Source organism: Leyella lascolaii, from assembly GCF_900079775.1.
Classification (GTDB): Bacteria; Bacteroidota; Bacteroidia; order Bacteroidales; family Bacteroidaceae; genus Prevotella; species Prevotella lascolaii.
The window spans coordinates 110,038-126,007 of record NZ_LT556034.1 but is presented as its reverse complement, the minus strand read 5'-3'; the positions used below and the strand labels follow the sequence as shown (position 1 = coordinate 126,007).

14 protein-coding genes are annotated in these 15,970 nt (G+C 53.8%); 4 read left to right on the top strand and 10 right to left on the bottom strand.

Features of this window, described 5'->3' with window-relative positions:
* Positions 1 to 94: 94 nt before the first annotated feature.
* A complete protein-coding gene (locus BN4609_RS00605) occupies positions 95 to 1,501 on the bottom strand; it encodes a DUF5723 family protein (RefSeq protein WP_068854892.1) in 1,407 nt (468 codons plus the stop codon).
* Positions 1,502 to 1,523: 22 nt separating this feature from the next.
* The gene (locus BN4609_RS00600; RefSeq protein WP_164071537.1) at positions 1,524 to 3,299 is read right to left on the bottom strand and encodes a translocation/assembly module TamB domain-containing protein; all 1,776 of its coding nucleotides are present in this window, start codon (positions 3,297 to 3,299) and stop codon (positions 1,524 to 1,526) included.
* A gap of 1,190 nt (positions 3,300 to 4,489) precedes the next feature.
* On the opposite strand from BN4609_RS00600, the gene folP reads away from it, so the two are divergent.
* Together folP and cdaA are read left to right on the top strand one after the other, a co-directional pair.
* Positions 4,490 to 5,341 carry a dihydropteroate synthase gene (gene folP, locus BN4609_RS00585; protein WP_068854888.1) on the top strand — a complete coding sequence of 284 codons (852 nt, stop codon included), beginning with the start codon at positions 4,490 to 4,492 and terminating at the stop codon, positions 5,339 to 5,341.
* A gap of 48 nt (positions 5,342 to 5,389) precedes the next feature.
* Positions 5,390 to 6,166, top strand: coding sequence for a diadenylate cyclase CdaA (gene cdaA / locus BN4609_RS00580; RefSeq protein ID WP_068854886.1), 777 nt, complete (start codon positions 5,390 to 5,392; stop codon positions 6,164 to 6,166).
* Between the two features lie 166 nt (positions 6,167 to 6,332).
* On the opposite strand, the gene BN4609_RS00575 is transcribed toward cdaA, so the two are convergent.
* From BN4609_RS00575 to BN4609_RS00565, 3 genes are all read right to left on the bottom strand, one after another.
* Positions 6,333 to 7,196, bottom strand: coding sequence for a hypothetical protein (locus BN4609_RS00575; RefSeq protein WP_068854885.1), 864 nt, complete (start codon positions 7,194 to 7,196; stop codon positions 6,333 to 6,335).
* 114 nt (positions 7,197 to 7,310) lie between these two features.
* Positions 7,311 to 8,231, bottom strand: a complete 921-nt coding sequence (locus tag BN4609_RS00570; protein WP_164071536.1) for a hypothetical protein — start codon at positions 8,229 to 8,231, stop codon at positions 7,311 to 7,313.
* 111 nt (positions 8,232 to 8,342) lie between these two features.
* Positions 8,343 to 8,549, bottom strand: a complete 207-nt coding sequence (locus BN4609_RS00565; RefSeq protein ID WP_068854880.1) for a hypothetical protein — start codon at positions 8,547 to 8,549, stop codon at positions 8,343 to 8,345.
* Positions 8,550 to 9,282: 733 nt separating this feature from the next.
* On the opposite strand from BN4609_RS00565, the gene pta reads away from it, so the two are divergent.
* Positions 9,283 to 10,290 (top strand): phosphate acetyltransferase, encoded by a 1,008-nt coding sequence (gene pta / locus BN4609_RS00560; RefSeq protein WP_068854878.1) that lies wholly within the window; start codon positions 9,283 to 9,285, stop codon positions 10,288 to 10,290.
* 100 nt (positions 10,291 to 10,390) lie between these two features.
* Entirely contained in the window at positions 10,391 to 11,587 is a 1,197-nt protein-coding gene (locus tag BN4609_RS00555; RefSeq protein ID WP_068854877.1) for an acetate kinase, read from the top strand.
* 212 nt (positions 11,588 to 11,799) lie between these two features.
* Here the strand turns inward: BN4609_RS00555 and BN4609_RS00550 are convergent, their stop codons facing one another.
* From BN4609_RS00550 to BN4609_RS00530, 5 genes are all read right to left on the bottom strand, one after another.
* Entirely contained in the window at positions 11,800 to 12,498 is a 699-nt protein-coding gene (locus tag BN4609_RS00550) for an SGNH/GDSL hydrolase family protein (protein WP_068854875.1), read from the bottom strand.
* A 21-nt stretch (positions 12,499 to 12,519) separates the two neighbouring features.
* Positions 12,520 to 13,290, bottom strand: a complete 771-nt coding sequence (locus BN4609_RS00545; protein ID WP_068854873.1) for a UDP-2,3-diacylglucosamine diphosphatase — start codon at positions 13,288 to 13,290, stop codon at positions 12,520 to 12,522.
* 110 nt (positions 13,291 to 13,400) lie between these two features.
* Positions 13,401 to 13,721, bottom strand: a complete 321-nt coding sequence (locus BN4609_RS00540) for a metal-sulfur cluster assembly factor (RefSeq protein ID WP_021994185.1) — start codon at positions 13,719 to 13,721, stop codon at positions 13,401 to 13,403.
* 238 nt (positions 13,722 to 13,959) lie between these two features.
* Positions 13,960 to 14,649: a RadC family protein gene (radC, locus tag BN4609_RS00535; RefSeq protein WP_068854871.1), complete on the bottom strand. Its 690-nt coding sequence runs from the start codon at positions 14,647 to 14,649 to the stop codon at positions 13,960 to 13,962.
* A complete protein-coding gene (locus tag BN4609_RS00530) occupies positions 14,646 to 15,695 on the bottom strand; it encodes a glycosyltransferase (protein WP_068854988.1) in 1,050 nt (349 codons plus the stop codon). Before BN4609_RS00530 ends, radC begins: the two co-directional genes overlap by 4 nt.
* Positions 15,696 to 15,970 lie beyond the last annotated feature (275 nt).

The window sequence follows — 15,970 nt, the reverse complement described above, 5'->3', positions numbered from 1 at the left end:
ATAAATAAAGCGGACACGCACAGGCTGACCCGTATATGCCGCGTTATGGCGGTGACGGAGAGCCTTGCGTGTCCGCTTTCCTATGTGTGCCCGCTTACCAGGCGATGTTCATTCCCAGAGTGATGCTTGCGTTTGAGCTGAGCGGAATCATCTCCTTGCTCGTCTTGCCCAGTATGTGGTCCATTCCGATGAAGAGGTTGTAGCCCTTTGGATGGATGTTGAGCACCCATCCCATGCTTGCCGTGAAGCTGTTCACAGCGAAGTTCACGCCTCCGTCGAGCCACTTCAGCGGAGCGTAGTTCGCGCTCAGCCGTCCTTCCGTCCATGAATAGGGACCTTTTATGCGCGACGACCACAGCGCGCCGAACGACACCTTCCGGTATACCGGCAGTGTGTATTCCGCGCCCAGATTGATTGTCGCTCCTATGCCGGTGGTGCGTCCTCCCTTGTCGCCCATGTCCGTGAGGTTGGCGAAGTCAGCCATCTGGTCTCCGTAGCGGTCAGCCTTCACGTCGAGCTCCTCACCGTGGTCTGATGTCACCGACACGTCGTGGAAACCGTCGAAGATGAAGCTTTTCGACCTGTTCTCGGCTGCCATGTCGTTCGACCAGTTGATGAATCCGAGGTCAAGAACCGACGCGCTGACCGTCCAGTCGTCGTTTATCTCGTACACTCCGCCCAGATCGACAGCCATACCGAAGCCTCCCACGCCGAAGCCATCGACGTCGACGTCGTTCACGCATTCGTAAGTGCCGCTGCCTTCCACATTATATTCCTTCTCCTCAGAGACATAGGAGAAGCCTTTCATCGACACGTCAGCCGCAGCCTCGCCCGATATCGACCACTTGTCCTCGCCCGCAAGGTCAGCCTTTATGTTCTTCATTCTCACGTCGGCGCGTGCCAGACCCACCAGCACCTTCACCTTCGCGCCCACCCGGAGCTTCTCGTTTATCTGCCGGGAGTGTCCGAGCGCTATCTCGGCATACGACTGCGCGTGCGCGTTTATGTCGCCTATGTCATACGTCTTGTTGCCTATGTTCTTGGCAAACTCGAACAGACCGTACGGCAGCGACAATCCCACAGTGCTCTTGGAGTTTATCTCGAAGGTGTTGTATCCGCCGAAAGCCTTGAATCCTGCCGACAGTATGGTCAGCCCGATGTCGCCCGTTATGCGGTTGTTTCCTTTGCTGAAGCCGCTCAGAGCGTCGTTTGCGGATATGTATGGATTCATGAACGTGGTCATCTTCTTGCCGCTCTGCGACGGATACATGGGGTTGTGCATGATGACATCCTGATAGCCGAAGTTGCCGCTTAGCTTGATGCTGATGTTTCCGAGTGCCGGCAGCGACACGTAGCCCTGCTCGTTTCCCATCGCCGGGTTGAGCATGTGGCGGTACTTGTAGTCGTCTGTGAAGTATGCCGAGTTGAGGGTCTGCGCCGTGGCACAGCATCCCGTCATCACGATTATCACCGTGAGGATGTTTCTGTATATGGTTTTCATTTTTCTGTCGTTGGTTTGTTGGTTAATTGAAGTCGGCTATCACTTTGCCTGTAATCTTTATTTTCAGGTCGCGTGCGATGAGGAAATGCTTCTTCGCATTGAGCGTCTTTCCCGTCACGCTTTCCGTTCCGTCGTCCGATTTTGCCTTGCCCTGAATGGTGAGACGCAGACCGTCGATCTTTCTCATGGCGTCAGCCGTCTTCTTGGTGATGTTTATCGTGAGCGGCGTATATGCCGAGTTCTCCCCGTCGGGCGACGCTATGACGGTGTTGGAAACCTCCACGTTCACGTCAGAACTGATGTCGTTGCCCTCCGTGTCGATGGGAGTGGCTGTCAGTGTGAGGTAAGCCGGCACGCGGTTCTCTATCGTTGCGGTCACGCATACGGCTGCGTCGTCGCTCAGGTCGTAGTCCTCCAGGTCCTCGTGCCATCCGTCGAGCGAGTCCTTATACACGATGCTGGCGTTCTCCGCGAACGCTATGGGAGCCTCCACGGTGTAGCTCGGCTTGATGGTATAGGTGTGGTCGAGCATGAACTCGCTTTCCCTGTCCTTGTCCGCCATCGCCTTCGCGTCGAAGGATATGTTGTCCGGTATCTTCTCTATGAGTGTCGAGAGGTCCGGCACCTCATATGCGTTGCTGCCATACTCAGCCTCTATCTCCGCCGTTTTCTTGCGGCAGATGCATATGTGGGTGGTCGTTGCCGGATGGACGGTCATCTGCGGCACGGTCACTTTTGCACTCTCGTGTCCGTCCTTTGTGGCGATGATGGTGCCCGAAACAAGTCCCGTGGCGTTCATTGTGTTGTCTATCGACACCATTATCCTCGGGTTGTCGAGGTCGGCACGCACGTCGCCGTCGGTCAGGAACTCCGGTATGCCGGTTATCTCTATGTTTCCGAGACTGTTAAGATTGATTGAGGGGTTGAACCGTCCCGACGCCGACACCGGACGGAACGTGTCCAGACTGAACGTGTTGTTTATCTCGAAGCGGGTCTGCGAGGGCACGCCTGTGATGTCGAGCGTGGCGTCCAGACTCATGTCTATGTCTCCTGTAAGGGTTATGTCTCCGTTCTCTATGCTCAGCTCACCGTTCTCCATGTTGCCCGCGGAGAAGTCGAGTTCGTCTGTCGTCACCGTGAGCGATAGGTCGTGCGATGTGTTCACGCCTGTCAGAGTGATGACCGGACCGCTGTGCGAGAGCGTTCCGTTGCCGTTGCCCCTCACGTCTGTCACGACAATATAGCCCGGCAGGAAGAGCTGCAGCCTGTCTATCACGGGCATGACGGCGCTCAGTCCGTCGGGGAACTGCACGCTCAGGTCCATCGAGGCGGGGTTGATGCTCACGCGCGTGAGGTCCACCACGTCGTCCGAATGGCCGTCGTAGGTGAAGCGTCTTATCCGCTGTGTGTTTGAGAAACGTGTGTTTGCACGCGCCTTGGCGTTCTGTCCGGCAAGGCTTTCAAGGTCGATGACGAAAGCCTGTCCGCTTGTCAGTTTTTCCATAATGGTGAAACCTTCCACTCTGATTTCCGTTACGTCAATCTCTCCGCCCTGCTGTTCGAACACGTAGTCGCCGTTGTCCTTCACTGTCACGCAGTCGCTGTTGTCGAGGTCGAGCACGTCTTCCAGTCTGATTGTGTCGGTGGTGCTTGCCGGAATGGTAAGTTCTCCGCCGATGCCTACCGTGCTGTCGATTTCGTCGAAATCATAATCGCTGTCGGAACACGCTCCGGCGACGATAGCACCTGTCGCTATCAAAGCGACGGCAGCTAAAACATTAATGTTTTTCTTAATCATTGTTAACTTTTGATGTTTGATTTATGTGAATATTATAGAGAATTATTGGTATCGCTATTCCAAATTTCCTATAAACTGGAGTGTGTGTAATAACGCTGTGCAAAAATAAATAAAATAATTCAAAAAATATATATCCAAAGCCGAATATTATTAAAATTGTAATGCCGTTGCTGCTTTCCGCCATCCGCAAGGGGATGTACGCGCTCCGCATCACGGGGTTATTCGGGGTGAAAAATAACAACGCCGGTGGGCGCAATGGGAGCTTGCTCTCATATTGCCGGGCGCAGTTTGTTTTATGCAAGCATGCATATAGGAAAGTAAAATATTTTGACAGACGGAATTATTGAAACAGAGTGACGACGTGGCTGAAACGTGAATAAAAGTCGGAAAAATATGTATAATCATCCGGTTCTCACTTTCTCAATGTGAAAAAAAGGCTCTCCAGCATGCCTGAAGAGGCTGTTCCGGACTGTGGAAAAGCATGTCTTGCGCCATGAAAGAGGCTTTCCGGCAGCGCGGAAAAGGCTCTTCCGCATCGTCAGAAAAACCGTTCGGACTGCCGGACTTGTGTATATGGCTGTATATCAGAGTGTTATGCAAAACGCTGAAAAATCGCGTATTTGCAGCCGCCGATGTTTTTTTTCATTCCGGCGGCACTCTCGCCGAGTTGGGACATGATGTAAGTGCGTGAATAATAGTATGTTTTTCGCATAAGAGGGGTAGCGATGCCGGGTCTGCGGAAGGTTTTTGTCGCATTAATGGCTGGCATAAAGAGTGAGTCGGGAGTTTTATGGGAAAATAACATTAGGGGAGGAGTAGGATAAAGTATTTTATATTATCTTTGTATATGATAAGCTGCACTCGGCAATATGAGAGCAAGCTCTCATTGCCCTCGCTTGCATTATCATTGCATATGACAGGCTGCGGCTCGGCAGTATCAAGTCTGGTAAAACTCCGTTTTCCCGCCTTGCTGCTGCACTCGCCTTGCACTGTCATTGCATATGATAAGCTGCACTCGGCAATATGAGAGCAATCTCTCATTGCCATCGCTTGCATTATCATTGCATATGACAGGCTGTGGCTCGGCAGTATCAAGTCTGGTAAAACTCCGTTTTCCCGCCTTGTTGCTGCACTCGCCTTGCACTGTCATTGCATATGACAGGCATTATATATCAGAAAAAACAGAAGTTATGAAAGCTTTTACATACACAATAAACGCGGGAGGAAGACTCCTCGACTTGTCCGAACCGAAGGTGATGGGCATCCTCAACGCCACACCCGACTCGTTCTTTGAGGGAAGCCGGCGGCAGACGGAGGCGGAGATAGCCGACAGGGCTAACGAGATAGTGGAACAGGGCGGAGAGATAATTGATGTGGGCGCGTTCTCCACACGTCCGGGGGCGGCTGAGGTGAGCTGCCGGGAGGAGACCGGACGGCTGCGACGCGCGCTCGCCATAGTGCGTCGCGAACAGCCCGACGCCGTACTGTCTGTCGACACCTACCGTCCCTCGGTGGCGCGGATGTGCGTGGAGGAGTTCGGAGCCGACATCATAAACGACGTGTCGGAGGGTGGCATAACGGGCATTGTCAACACGCCGATACATGAGGAGGAAAGCATGTTTGAGACTGTGGCGCGCCTCGGCGTGGCTTACATACTGATGTCTGTAAAGCCCGACCTGTACAGCATGATGAAGGCTTTCGCGGAGGAGGTGCAGCAGTTGCGCGACCTTGGCGTGAAGGACGTGATACTCGACCCGGGCTTCGGCTTCGGCAAGACGCTTGAGCAGAACTACAGCATAATGGGCTCTTTGGAGTGCCTGCACGAGCTTGAGCTGCCGCTGCTCGTGGGTATATCGCGCAAGAGCATGATATCGCGACTGCTCCATACGGATGCCTCCGGCGCGCTCAACGGCACCACCGCGCTCAACACCATCGCCCTGCTCAAGGGCGCGTCCATACTGCGCGTGCACGATGTGAGGGAGTGTGTGGAGGCTGTGAGGATAGTGGGAGCCATGCGTGCGGACGGCTCTTCTGACCTCTGACAGGCAGTGCGGACATGTAATGAAGTATAACTGAAAGAACCGACAGCAATGATAGATTTCGGAATAAAGGATGTGGTGGACATCGTCCTTGTGGCGATGATGCTCTATTATGTTTACCGCCTCATGAAGGAGAGCCGTTCGCTCAATGTCTTCATAGGCATCATCGTCTTCGTGATAGTATGGCTTTTCGTGAGCCAGATTATAGAGATGCGTCTCCTCGGGTCGATTATGGACAAGCTGGTGAGCGTCGGTGTGATAGGACTCATCGTGCTTTTCCAGGAAGAGATACGCAAGTTTCTCTATACGCTCGGCACACACCGCCGCTTCCAGATGGTGACGCGGTTCTTCTTCTCGGGCAACGGCTCGAAGGAGACCGGGGCTGACAAGCAGACCATCATGCCCATCGTGATGGCGTGCATCGACATGGCGAGGGGTAAGGTGGGCGCGCTCATAGTCATAGAGCGCACGGTGAGGCTCGACGACATCGTGGAGACGGGCGACCTGATAGACGCCAACATCAACCAGAGACTCATAGAGAACATCTTCTTCAAGAACTCGCCGCTGCACGACGGAGCCATGATCATAGCTAAAAAACGCATCCGCGCCGCCGGATGCATACTGCCCGTGTCGCACAGCCACGACATTCCCAAGGACCTGGGTCTGCGCCACCGCGCCGCGCTGGGCATATCGCAGAGCAGCGACGCCATTGCCGTGGTGGTGTCGGAGGAGACGGGGCGCATATCGGTGGCTATAAAGGGCGACTTCCGCCTGCGCCTGTCGGCGGAGGAACTCGAGAGCCTGCTCACGCGCGAGATGAGCGGATAGGACACCGACGGGATATATATGACGAGGCGACGCCTGTCGGGACATCGTGTCCTACGGGCGTCGCCTCGTGGCGTTTATCGCGTTTGCCGCTCTCTCTCATACGCATCCGGCAGGATGTTCGGGTGACGTATATGATCCGGAGCGGCAGATATGAGTGTGTCTCACGTCATTTGAAGTGGATGAACGGACGCACGCTTTTGTATTGCAGATTGCCGCCTGCCACGCTGGCGTGGGTGCTGCATGTGAGCGTTCCAGGGTCGAACGACATCGCACCGAAATATGATGTATCGTAATACCAGCCTTCCGTACTGTTCCAGTATGTTCCGCCCGGTGCCTTTCCGCCTGCCTGGCTGAAACCGATGTTGAGCAGATTGCCTCTGAAGAGGTAGTAATCGAAGTCGCTTCGGGTGAACTCTCTTATCTCTATTTTGCTTCCGCTCTTGCGCGCGAAGTTGCCGTGCATTATGCTCTGATATGCCGTGCGAATCTCTCCAAATGACGGTATGTACCACTTGCCAGCCCTTTCATCCACATTGTCCGACGGATTCTTGAGCCATTCTGCGGTAAGTTCCGCACCGGGATTGTATTGCGCCGCCAGTTTGAAGGCGGGGAACTCGTCGCTTGTCGCCTTCACCGTCACACCGTCGTATGAGTATGCCGGATTCCACGAATACTCATAACCGTATGGGTCGGTGAACATTGGCGTGGTGTTATATCCGAATGTGCTGTTGTTTATTTTTCCTTTTGCACGGGTCGTCCACGTGGCGTTTCCTGCGTCTCTCAACGCCATCGCCGCCTTCTCCTTCATGCTCGTGACAATGGCGATGGGCGTTTTCGTGCGCCAGTTGTCGGCGAGTGTGCCCACGGTGCCGTCGTTGAAGAGGTATCTGAAGTTGTAAGACACGTATATGAGTACGGTGTATGAGGTGTTTGCCTGAAGCGTCCCGCCGGGCATGGCGGTGCTGAAGAGATCTGCCAGACTCACCGTCTTGCCGTATATCATGGTAGCCGTGCCTCCGTCCTCTATCACGTCATAGTTTCTCAGACTTGTCCCGGCGGGGAAGTAGAGGGTGTTGCTCTGCGCGTATTGGAATTGCTTCAGCCACGCTGCGGGTGCGTCTGCGGTGGCTCCTGTGGCTATCGCTCAGAAGGAGAGGGGACGCTTGCCGCTTGCGCCGTCGGCGGTATGGGCGGAGGCATCGGCTTTTTCGGGCAAGAGACTCACAGGGTTGAGCCTCTGCAGGTCGAGCGTCTCCGTGGCTGACTCCAGGTATGCGTTGGTGCCTATCTTGGTGGTATAGCTTATCTCTTTGGGGTTCTGCACGTCGCTGTAGTCATAGTCCTTGGCTGTGACATTCAGTCCGTTGCCCACTATCCTGAACGTCACCCTTGCGAACGGATGGCTCAGCACGAGGCTCACCTTCGTACTCTTGTCGCTCACTGTGGCTGCGGCTGTTCCGGCGAGAGCCTGTGCGTAGTCGTCGGATGTGGGCGTTGTGCCGTCCTTGGCTATGACGAGCGCACCGTCCTTCTCCTCAAGTCGGTCGTTGAAGCATACGAAGGTGTAATCTCCCGGTTCGAGTTCCATGTATGCCTTCTTGCCTCCTGAGCCGTGCAGGGTGAACGCTGTGCCGTCCCAGTCTGCCGTCATCCTCGCCTTCTCAGTGTGCTGTTCAGCCGTTCCCTGATAGGCTATGATGGTGTATGTACCTGCTGTTAGTGTCTTCGTGGCAGCCGCTCTTCTTGGTCCGCGCGCCTTGCCGGTGGCGTATTCCTGCGTCATGCATACGCTTGCCGATATTCCGGGAGCCAGCTCGGCTGTCCTTGTCTCCGTGTCAGACGGTCCTTTCGCCTGCGCCGCTGCGGCATGAGCGCGCCTCGGTGCGGCTCCGCTCTCGTTCCATCCTGCCATTCCCAGGGCGAACTCCACGCCCGTGCCTTTAGCCGTGGGCACCGGAACGTCGTTTACATCTTCGTTTTCCGAGCACGACGACATGCCTGCCATGACAAGCAGCAGTGCCGGTAATATGGCAGCCGCACGCTGAAAACGGATTCTTCCTATCATGTTTCTGATTGCTTTTCTCATCATTTTGTCTGCTTTCTTAAATTAATGTTTGTCCTTAGTTCGATTGATGCTGTTCTTACATTAGGTTTCACCACTTCTTGCATACCGATGTCAGAAGTTGTCCCAATTGTCGTCTCCAATGCCGTATCCGTCTCCTCCTACGGTCTGGTTGTCCCATTCTGTCTCCTTGGGACTGTTGTCGGCTCCGCTCTCTGTAGTGCCGTCGAACCTGACACTTCCTGCCAGCAGCGAGCCGCCCTCCACCCGTATGACTGCGCATTGCGGACAGATGTATTCTCTTTTTCTGTTTTGTTTCATAATTCTCTGACGTGTTTGATAATCTGTAATCCTAAATACAATGTATATACAATAGTCTTTAAGTGTTCCTGAATTGTGCGCCTGAGGAAACCGGCTGCGGCGTTTCGTGTTGAAAGACACCTGATTGCATACAGCCGTTTCTCTATCGGCGGACGGCAAAAATATACAAATAATCAGAAAGAAAGTTCTTTTTTGCATGTTATTTAAGGCTGATATGACATACGTTATAAACAAAGCGTAAAAGCGTTGAAGACTCGGTGGGATTTTGTTGCGGAATACACGGATTTTGTGTTCCGTATGTGTCGCTTCATTGGTCGTTTGCGGAGCTTCGTCAGATGTGTATATATTAATAAGGTGTATGTGGGTCAATGCGGCTTGGCGTGACGTTTCACGTCGTGTATGCCGGTATCGCATACGCTGTATTGTGCCGTATGTATGCCGCCAATGCGGTCAATGGCGTGGCGGCATGCTGTCCTTGTCGCCTTGCGGACGGTCGTCGGCGGTGCGCGGATGGTGGCGGAACGGGGGCGCGGCTCACTGTGTGTGATGATGTAACAGTCTGATTCTTAGCGTTGCGGACAGCCTTTTCACCGCTCCGCCGTCCGTGTTACGCCATTTGCGTGTCACATCATTGAAAGTGCGAAAAAAACAGAGCAAAAACATCGTTCTGTTCCGATTATTTTTCTTAATTTTGCAAAATAGAAATTACAAAATACATATTATCTGAATAACCATGGATTTATTACAGAAAATAGTAGCGCATGCCAAGAGCAACAAACAGCGCATCGTGCTCCCCGAAGCTACTGAGGAGCGTACCCTTAAAGCCGCCGACCGAGTTCTGGCTGACGACATAGCCGACATTATTCTAATAGGAAACCCCGGTGAAATAAGCCGTCTTGCACAGCAGTGGGGACTTTCCAACATTCAGAAAGCCACCATCATCGACCCCGAGAACAATCCCAAGAGCGAGATGTATGCCGAAAAGCTTGCCGAGATACGTAAGAGCAAGGGCATGACAATAGAGGAAGCCCGCCGTCTGGTGAGAAATCCTCTTTACCTGGGATGTATGATAATAAAGCTTGAGGAGGCTGACGGACAGGTGAGCGGAGCACTCAGCACGACGGGTGAGACGCTGCGTCCGGCTCTGCAGATCATCAAGTGCGCGCCCGGAGTGACATGTGTCAGCGGCGCGATGCTTGTAATCACGCACGAGCACCGCTATGGAGAGGACGGCATATTCGTAATGGGCGACGTGGCTGTAACGCCTGTTCCGACTGCCGAACAGCTCGCTCAGATAGCCGTATGTACGGCTCAGACCGCACGGACCATAGCCGGAATAACCGACCCGAGGGTCGCTATGCTGAGCTTCTCGACCAAAGGGAGCGCCAAGCATGAGAATGTTGACAAGGTGGTGGAGGCTACACGGCTTGCCCACGAGCTCGATCCTGAGCTTCATCTTGACGGAGAGCTGCAGGCGGATGCGGCTCTCGTGCCGAGCGTGGGAGAGAAAAAGGCGCCGGGAAGCACCATCGCCGGACATGCCAACGTGCTCATTGTGCCCAACCTCGAGGTGGGAAACATATCGTATAAGCTTGTCCAGCGTCTTGGAAACGCGGTGGCGATAGGTCCTGTTCTTCAGGGTATCGCACGTCCGGTGAACGACCTCAGCCGCGGATGTTCCATCGATGACATATATTATATGGTGGCAATCACGGCTTGTCAGGCGCAAGACGCCAAATAGACATCAGCATGCCGCGTCGGGAAAAAGCACTCTTACACTGTGCGGAATGCGCTTTCCCGGGGCGGCATGGTTTATTTTTCAAACTACAACAAAAGCAGAAATGAAGATATTAGTACTTAATTGCGGCAGCTCGTCCATCAAATACAAGCTCTACAACATGGACGACCACTCGGTCATGGCTGCCGGAGGAGCGGAGCGGATAGGGCTCGATGAGGCATTCGTAAAGGTGACGATGCCCGATGGAGAGAAGAAAAAGATAATGCACGACATGCCCGACCATAAGGAGGGAGTGAACTTCGTGTTCAGCCTGCTCACCGATCCGGAGATAGGAGCGATAAAGAGTCTCGACGAGATTGACGCCGTAGGACACCGCATTGTGCAGGGCGGCGACTTGTTTGAGAAGAGTGTCATCGTGGACGAAAGCGTGGAACGGGGCATCGAAAGCCTCTGTGACCTTGCTCCGGTGCACAACGCCGGACACCTCAAAGGCATTCGTGCGGTGGACAAACTGATGCCCGACGTTCCGCAGGTATGCGTGTTCGACAACGCCTTCCACAGCACCATGCCCGATTACGCATACCTTTACGCCGTGCCGTACGAGCTTTATGAGAAGTATCATGTGCGCCGTTACGGATTCCACGGAACGAGCCATCGCTACGTGTCACAGCGTGTATGCGAGTTCCTTGGACGCGATATCAGCACGCAGCGCATCATAACCTGCCACATAGGAAACGGCGCGAGCGTCACCGCAGTGAAGTTCGGCAAGTGCGTGGACACGTCAATGGGACTCACTCCCCTTGCCGGAGTGATGATGGGAAGCCGCAGCGGTGACATTGACGCATCGGCTGTCACATACATCATGGAGAAGCTCGGACTGCAGCCGCAGGAGATGGCTGAGTATCTGAACAAGCAAAGCGGCGTGCTCGGAATAAGCGGTGTGTCGTCTGACATGCGCGAAGTTGAGGCGGCGGCAGCCGATGGCAACAGGCGCGCACGCCTCGCTCTGGACATGTATTGCTACCGCATCAAGAAATACATCGGTGCGTATGCCGCCGCCATGGGTGGTGTTGACATCATCGTTTGGACCGCCGGTGTTGGCGAGAACCAGACCGATGTGCGCGAGGACTCGTGCAAAGGACTTGAGTTCCTCGGCATAAAGATAGACCATGAAGCCAACAACACACAGGGCAAGGAGGCTGTCATATCTGCTCCCGACTCAAAGGTTACGGTATGCGTGATACCTACCGACGAGGAGCTTATGATTGCCAAGGACACCATGGCGTTGCTTCAGAAGTGAGAGAAAAGAACATATTAAAAGTAGAAAGGCATGTCATCATGAAGAGTGACATGCCTTTCTTTATATCAGTAAACCTTTTTTTAATTATCCGCAGACCGGTTTTTATATATTGGCAAAGCTGTTGTCGCATATCTGTAAAAATGTCTTTGCGTATCAGAAAATCGGTTTTCAAGTATTTGCAAAGCATGTTTTGCGGATACGCAAGGCTGCCTTTACAGTTCCTTTTCTATTGCGGGTACAATCAGTTTTTCCATTACGTCGTATCCGGCACCGTTGGGATGCACTGTCTCAGGAGTGTATTTGCTGTCCATCCCTTCCTTGTCGGGAGCGAGCAATGCTGTGAAGTAGTCCACATACTGTATTCCGTTCTTCTCCGCATAAGCCTTCACACGTGCGTTGAGGCTGCGTATCTTCTTCATCGCATCGGTCACAGACGGCCGCCATCCGAAGTTTCTTGCAGGCAGGGTGGATGTGAGTATCACCTTTATCTTGTGTGCCCTGGCAAGCTCCACCATGGAGAGAATGTTGCCGTATGTGATGTCCTCGTTGTAGGGACCTGTGTTTTCGGCTATGTCATTGGTGCCGTAGTTGAGCACGAGAACCCTCGGTTCCAGGTTGATCACGTCCTCGCGGAAGCGCATGAGGAACTGGTATGACGTCTGCCCGCCTATTCCCCGTCCTATGTAACCGTGTTTCTTGAAGAACTCCGGGTGCGTGTTCACCCATCCTTCAGTGATTGAGTTGCCCATGAAAACCACTCTTTTCTCGCCCTTGGCAGGCTTTCCGAGTCTGGCGTTCTCCTGAGCGTAGCGTCTGTAGTTGGCAAAGTCGTTGTGGTTCTGTGCCGTTGCCGTGGTGCATGTAAGCAGCGAGCATGCCGCTGCCAGCACTATTGTCTTCAGTGAAATCATAATAGATGTTATATAGTTTGTTTATGGTCTGCTTTCGCCCTCTACATATTCCTCGAGGAACATGTGCTCTCCGTCGAACACGGCATATGTGAACTGCGTTATCCAGTCGCCTATTATCATCAGCCGCGACTTGCGTGAGAGAATCAGGTCGAGCTCTATGTGCCGGTGTCCGAAGATGAAATAGTCTATCTGCGGGTGCGTTCTCATGTATTCCTTTGCGAACAGTACGAGATACTCCTTGTCCTCTCCCATGTACGGCGGTTCCTTTCCTCCGGCGCGTTTGAGGCGGCTGTGCTTTGCCCAGTTCAGTCCCAAAGCCATTCCCCACCTCGGATGTACGGTGTTGAGGAGCCATTGGCACGTGCGGCTGTGGAACAGACGGCGCAGCAGCTTGAAGCGTGCGTCCGGGTCGCCCAGTCCGTCTCCGTGCGCGAGAAAGAACACCTTGTCGTATATCTCCGTCGTCAGAGGCTGCGTATGTACGATGAGTCCGCATTCCTTCTCAAGGTAGCCGTATGTCCATATGTCGTGGTTGCCTGTGAAGAAGTGCACCTCCACGCCCATATCCGTAAGCTCCGAGAGCTTGCCGAGGAACCGTGTGTAGCCTTTCGGAACCACGTATCTGTATTCGTTCCAGAAGTCGAATATGTCGCCGAGCAGGTATATCGCGGCAGCCTTATGCTTTATGCTGTCGAGAAATCTCACCAGCCGCCGTTCCTGTGTGCGCCCGTGTTCTATGGCGAGTGAGCCGAGATGGGCGTCGGAAAGGAAGTATATGTTTTTTTTGTTCATAATGAAAGATGGCGTAGGGATGTGTCTGATGTGTCGCGTGCGGGCATATGCCGGTGCCGGTCTTCTCACGGTCTGTGCCGCGATGTGTGCCTTGCCGGTGTGCGGTCTGCCTATTCGAAGCCCAGCTCAACGCGTGCCTCTTCGGTCATCATGCTCTTGTCCCATTCGGGTTCGAATACGAGATTGACCGTCGCCGACTTCACTTTGTCAATCGTCTCCACCTTAAGTCTGACGTCTTCTATTATGAAGTCTGCCGCCGGACACGACGGTGCGGTGAACGTCATGTCTATCACGACGTCGTATGTCGGTCTCACATCGATTTTGTAAATGAGTCCGAGGTCGTATATGTTTACCGGAATCTCAGGGTCGTAGACCGTCTTCAGCATGTCGACGACGCGCTCCTCTATGTTTGTCTTTTCTTCCTGTGTCATGTGTTATGTCCTTATTAAGGCGCCTGCATTGGCGGTATGCGAGCCTGTCTCAGGCAGGAATGGCGAAAGCGGGCGCGGTGATGGTATGATGTAAACTGTTTTGTGCAGTCTTATCTTTGACAAAGATAATGCAAGCGAGAGGAAAGAGAGCTTGCTCTTATTTTCCCGAGTGCAGCTTATCTTATACAAAGATATGAAAAAAAAATTGTCCTGCAATGAAAAAACGGTGTTTTTGCTGTCACATCCTTCCTTCTTCACAGTAGCTGTAATACTGCCCGTCGGTCACGATGATGTGGTCTGCCAGATGAATCCTCATCACTTCGCAGGCTTTCTTCAGTCTCTGAGTCAGCCTGTCGTCGTCGGCGCTCGGTCTGGCGTTGTTGCTCGGATGGTTGTGGCACAGGGCTATGACCGTGGCGTTGTGCAGTATCGCCTCGCGTATGATGATGCGTATGTCGACAGCCGTCTCGCTGATGCCTCCGTGCGAGACACACTCTTCCTTGATGAGCCTGAAGTTCTGGTTCATGAGCAGAACCCACGCCTCCTCCACGTCGAGGTCCTGCATCCGGGTGAGCATATGCGCGTAGATGGCATCCGCCGAGTCGAGTCTCGGACGCTGCTCGGTGGTCTCCGCCTGTCTGCGCTTGCCCAGTTCGCATGCCGCGAGCACCGTTACCGCCTTTGCAGGTCCCATGCCCTTGTATGCTGTAAGGTCGTGTATGGTTTTCTTTCCCAGAGTGTTCAGGTTGTTGTTGCAGTCTCCGAGTATGCGCTTCATCAGTTCCACGGCACTCTCGTCGGTCGAGCCTGAGCCGATGAGTATGGCGAGCAGCTCTGCGTTTGACAGGCTTTTGGCTCCGTTGCGCATGAATTTCTCGCGCGGACGGTCGTCCTCCGCCCATTGGTTTATGTTGAGTTTGTCTGTCATTTGTAGAATGTCTTGTCGAAAGCGGAGAACTCGTCACGTCCCCTGACGCACCGTTTCCACCATGCGTTGAGGAATCCCGCGCCGTAGCCCATGAGCTGGATGAAAGCCGCCGGAACGCTCAGCAGAGCCACGATGACGGTGTTGCGGCTGACAATGGAGTCGAGAAACACGGCTGCGGCAAACAGCAGGAGAGGCAGCCTTCCTATGTGGCACAGCAGCTTGCCGCCCGCCCTGACAACCGGGTCAGCCGACATGAGGCTCATGCACGTGCCTGCCGCCAGCACCGCCAGAGCCATGAGCACGCCCACGGTGAACACTGCGGGGAGCATGTGGACAGCCTTCAGCGATTCAGGATATTTCTTGTAGAGATTTATGCGGGCAATGCCGGAGTTGTACACCTGCCTGTAGAACTTGCGGAAGTCGGTGCGCCGCTTGTGCCATACCCACGCTTCCGGGAACAGGCGGCACGCATATCCGCTCTTGAATATGCGTATGCTGAAGTCGATGTCCTCGCCGAAGCGCATGCGTGAGAATCCTCCGAGCCTCATGTACACGTCGCGCCGTATGCCCATGTTGAACGAGCGGGGATAGAACCTGTCCATCTTCTTCTTTCCGCCGCGTATGCCTCCCGTGGTGAGGAAGGAAGTCATGGAGAAGGATATCGCCTTCTGTGTGGGCGTGAACGAGGAGTGCGCGCGGTCAGGTCCGCCGAAGGCGTCTGCCGGCATGCGCCGCAGCTCGTCGTCGACATGCCTGAGATATCCGTCGGGAAGCACCACGTCGCTGTCGAGTATGATGAGATACTCTCCCCGCGCGCGCTCCGCCCCGTAGTTGCGGCTCTGTCCCGGACCAGAGTTCTCCTTCATGTAGTAGTGCAGGTCGAGCTTTCCGGCGTATCGTGCGCACACCTCTTTGCAGTCGCGCACTGAGCCGTCCTCCACGACAATCACCTCAAATGCGGAGAGCGTCTGGCGTGTCATGCTCTGCAGCAGTTCGTCCACCTCGTCGGGACGGTTGTAAACTGGAATGATGAAGCTGTATTTCATAGTCACCAATATTTTCCGGTTGGAGTGCCGGAATGCGTTTCCGGCGTATTCTGTCAAGCAGATGTTCTGAATTGATTGCCATCATATTGTGTGCTGTCCGGGGCTGCATTTAAAGGTCTGAAGAGTTATGAGACTTTGGTGTGAAGCCATGAAGAGCGCACAGGATGGTTACAAAGATATATATAACATATGAGTAATATTATAATATCGGTTGATTTTGAACATCTGCTTATGAAAACGGAAAAAGGTAAAAAGCGGCATGCAGCGTTGCGTGT

What these genes read in the sequence shown, in the direction of transcription:
- BN4609_RS00605 (WP_068854892.1), bottom strand. Translation starts at nt 1,501, where the DNA reads ATGAAAACCATATACAGAAACATCCTCACGGTGATAATCGTGATGACG.
- BN4609_RS00600 (WP_164071537.1), bottom strand. Translation starts at nt 3,299, where the DNA reads ATGATTAAGAAAAACATTAATGTTTTAGCTGCCGTCGCTTTGATAGCG.
- folP (WP_068854888.1), top strand. Translation starts at nt 4,490, where the DNA reads ATGAAAGCTTTTACATACACAATAAACGCGGGAGGAAGACTCCTCGAC.
- cdaA (WP_068854886.1), top strand. Translation starts at nt 5,390, where the DNA reads ATGATAGATTTCGGAATAAAGGATGTGGTGGACATCGTCCTTGTGGCG.
- BN4609_RS00570 (WP_164071536.1), bottom strand. Translation starts at nt 8,231, where the DNA reads ATGATAGGAAGAATCCGTTTTCAGCGTGCGGCTGCCATATTACCGGCA.
- BN4609_RS00565 (WP_068854880.1), bottom strand. Translation starts at nt 8,549, where the DNA reads ATGAAACAAAACAGAAAAAGAGAATACATCTGTCCGCAATGCGCAGTC.
- pta (WP_068854878.1), top strand. Translation starts at nt 9,283, where the DNA reads ATGGATTTATTACAGAAAATAGTAGCGCATGCCAAGAGCAACAAACAG.
- BN4609_RS00555 (WP_068854877.1), top strand. Translation starts at nt 10,391, where the DNA reads ATGAAGATATTAGTACTTAATTGCGGCAGCTCGTCCATCAAATACAAG.
- BN4609_RS00550 (WP_068854875.1), bottom strand. Translation starts at nt 12,498, where the DNA reads ATGATTTCACTGAAGACAATAGTGCTGGCAGCGGCATGCTCGCTGCTT.
- BN4609_RS00545 (WP_068854873.1), bottom strand. Translation starts at nt 13,290, where the DNA reads ATGAACAAAAAAAACATATACTTCCTTTCCGACGCCCATCTCGGCTCA.
- BN4609_RS00540 (WP_021994185.1), bottom strand. Translation starts at nt 13,721, where the DNA reads ATGACACAGGAAGAAAAGACAAACATAGAGGAGCGCGTCGTCGACATG.
- radC (WP_068854871.1), bottom strand. Translation starts at nt 14,649, where the DNA reads ATGACAGACAAACTCAACATAAACCAATGGGCGGAGGACGACCGTCCG.
- BN4609_RS00530 (WP_068854988.1), bottom strand. Translation starts at nt 15,695, where the DNA reads ATGAAATACAGCTTCATCATTCCAGTTTACAACCGTCCCGACGAGGTG.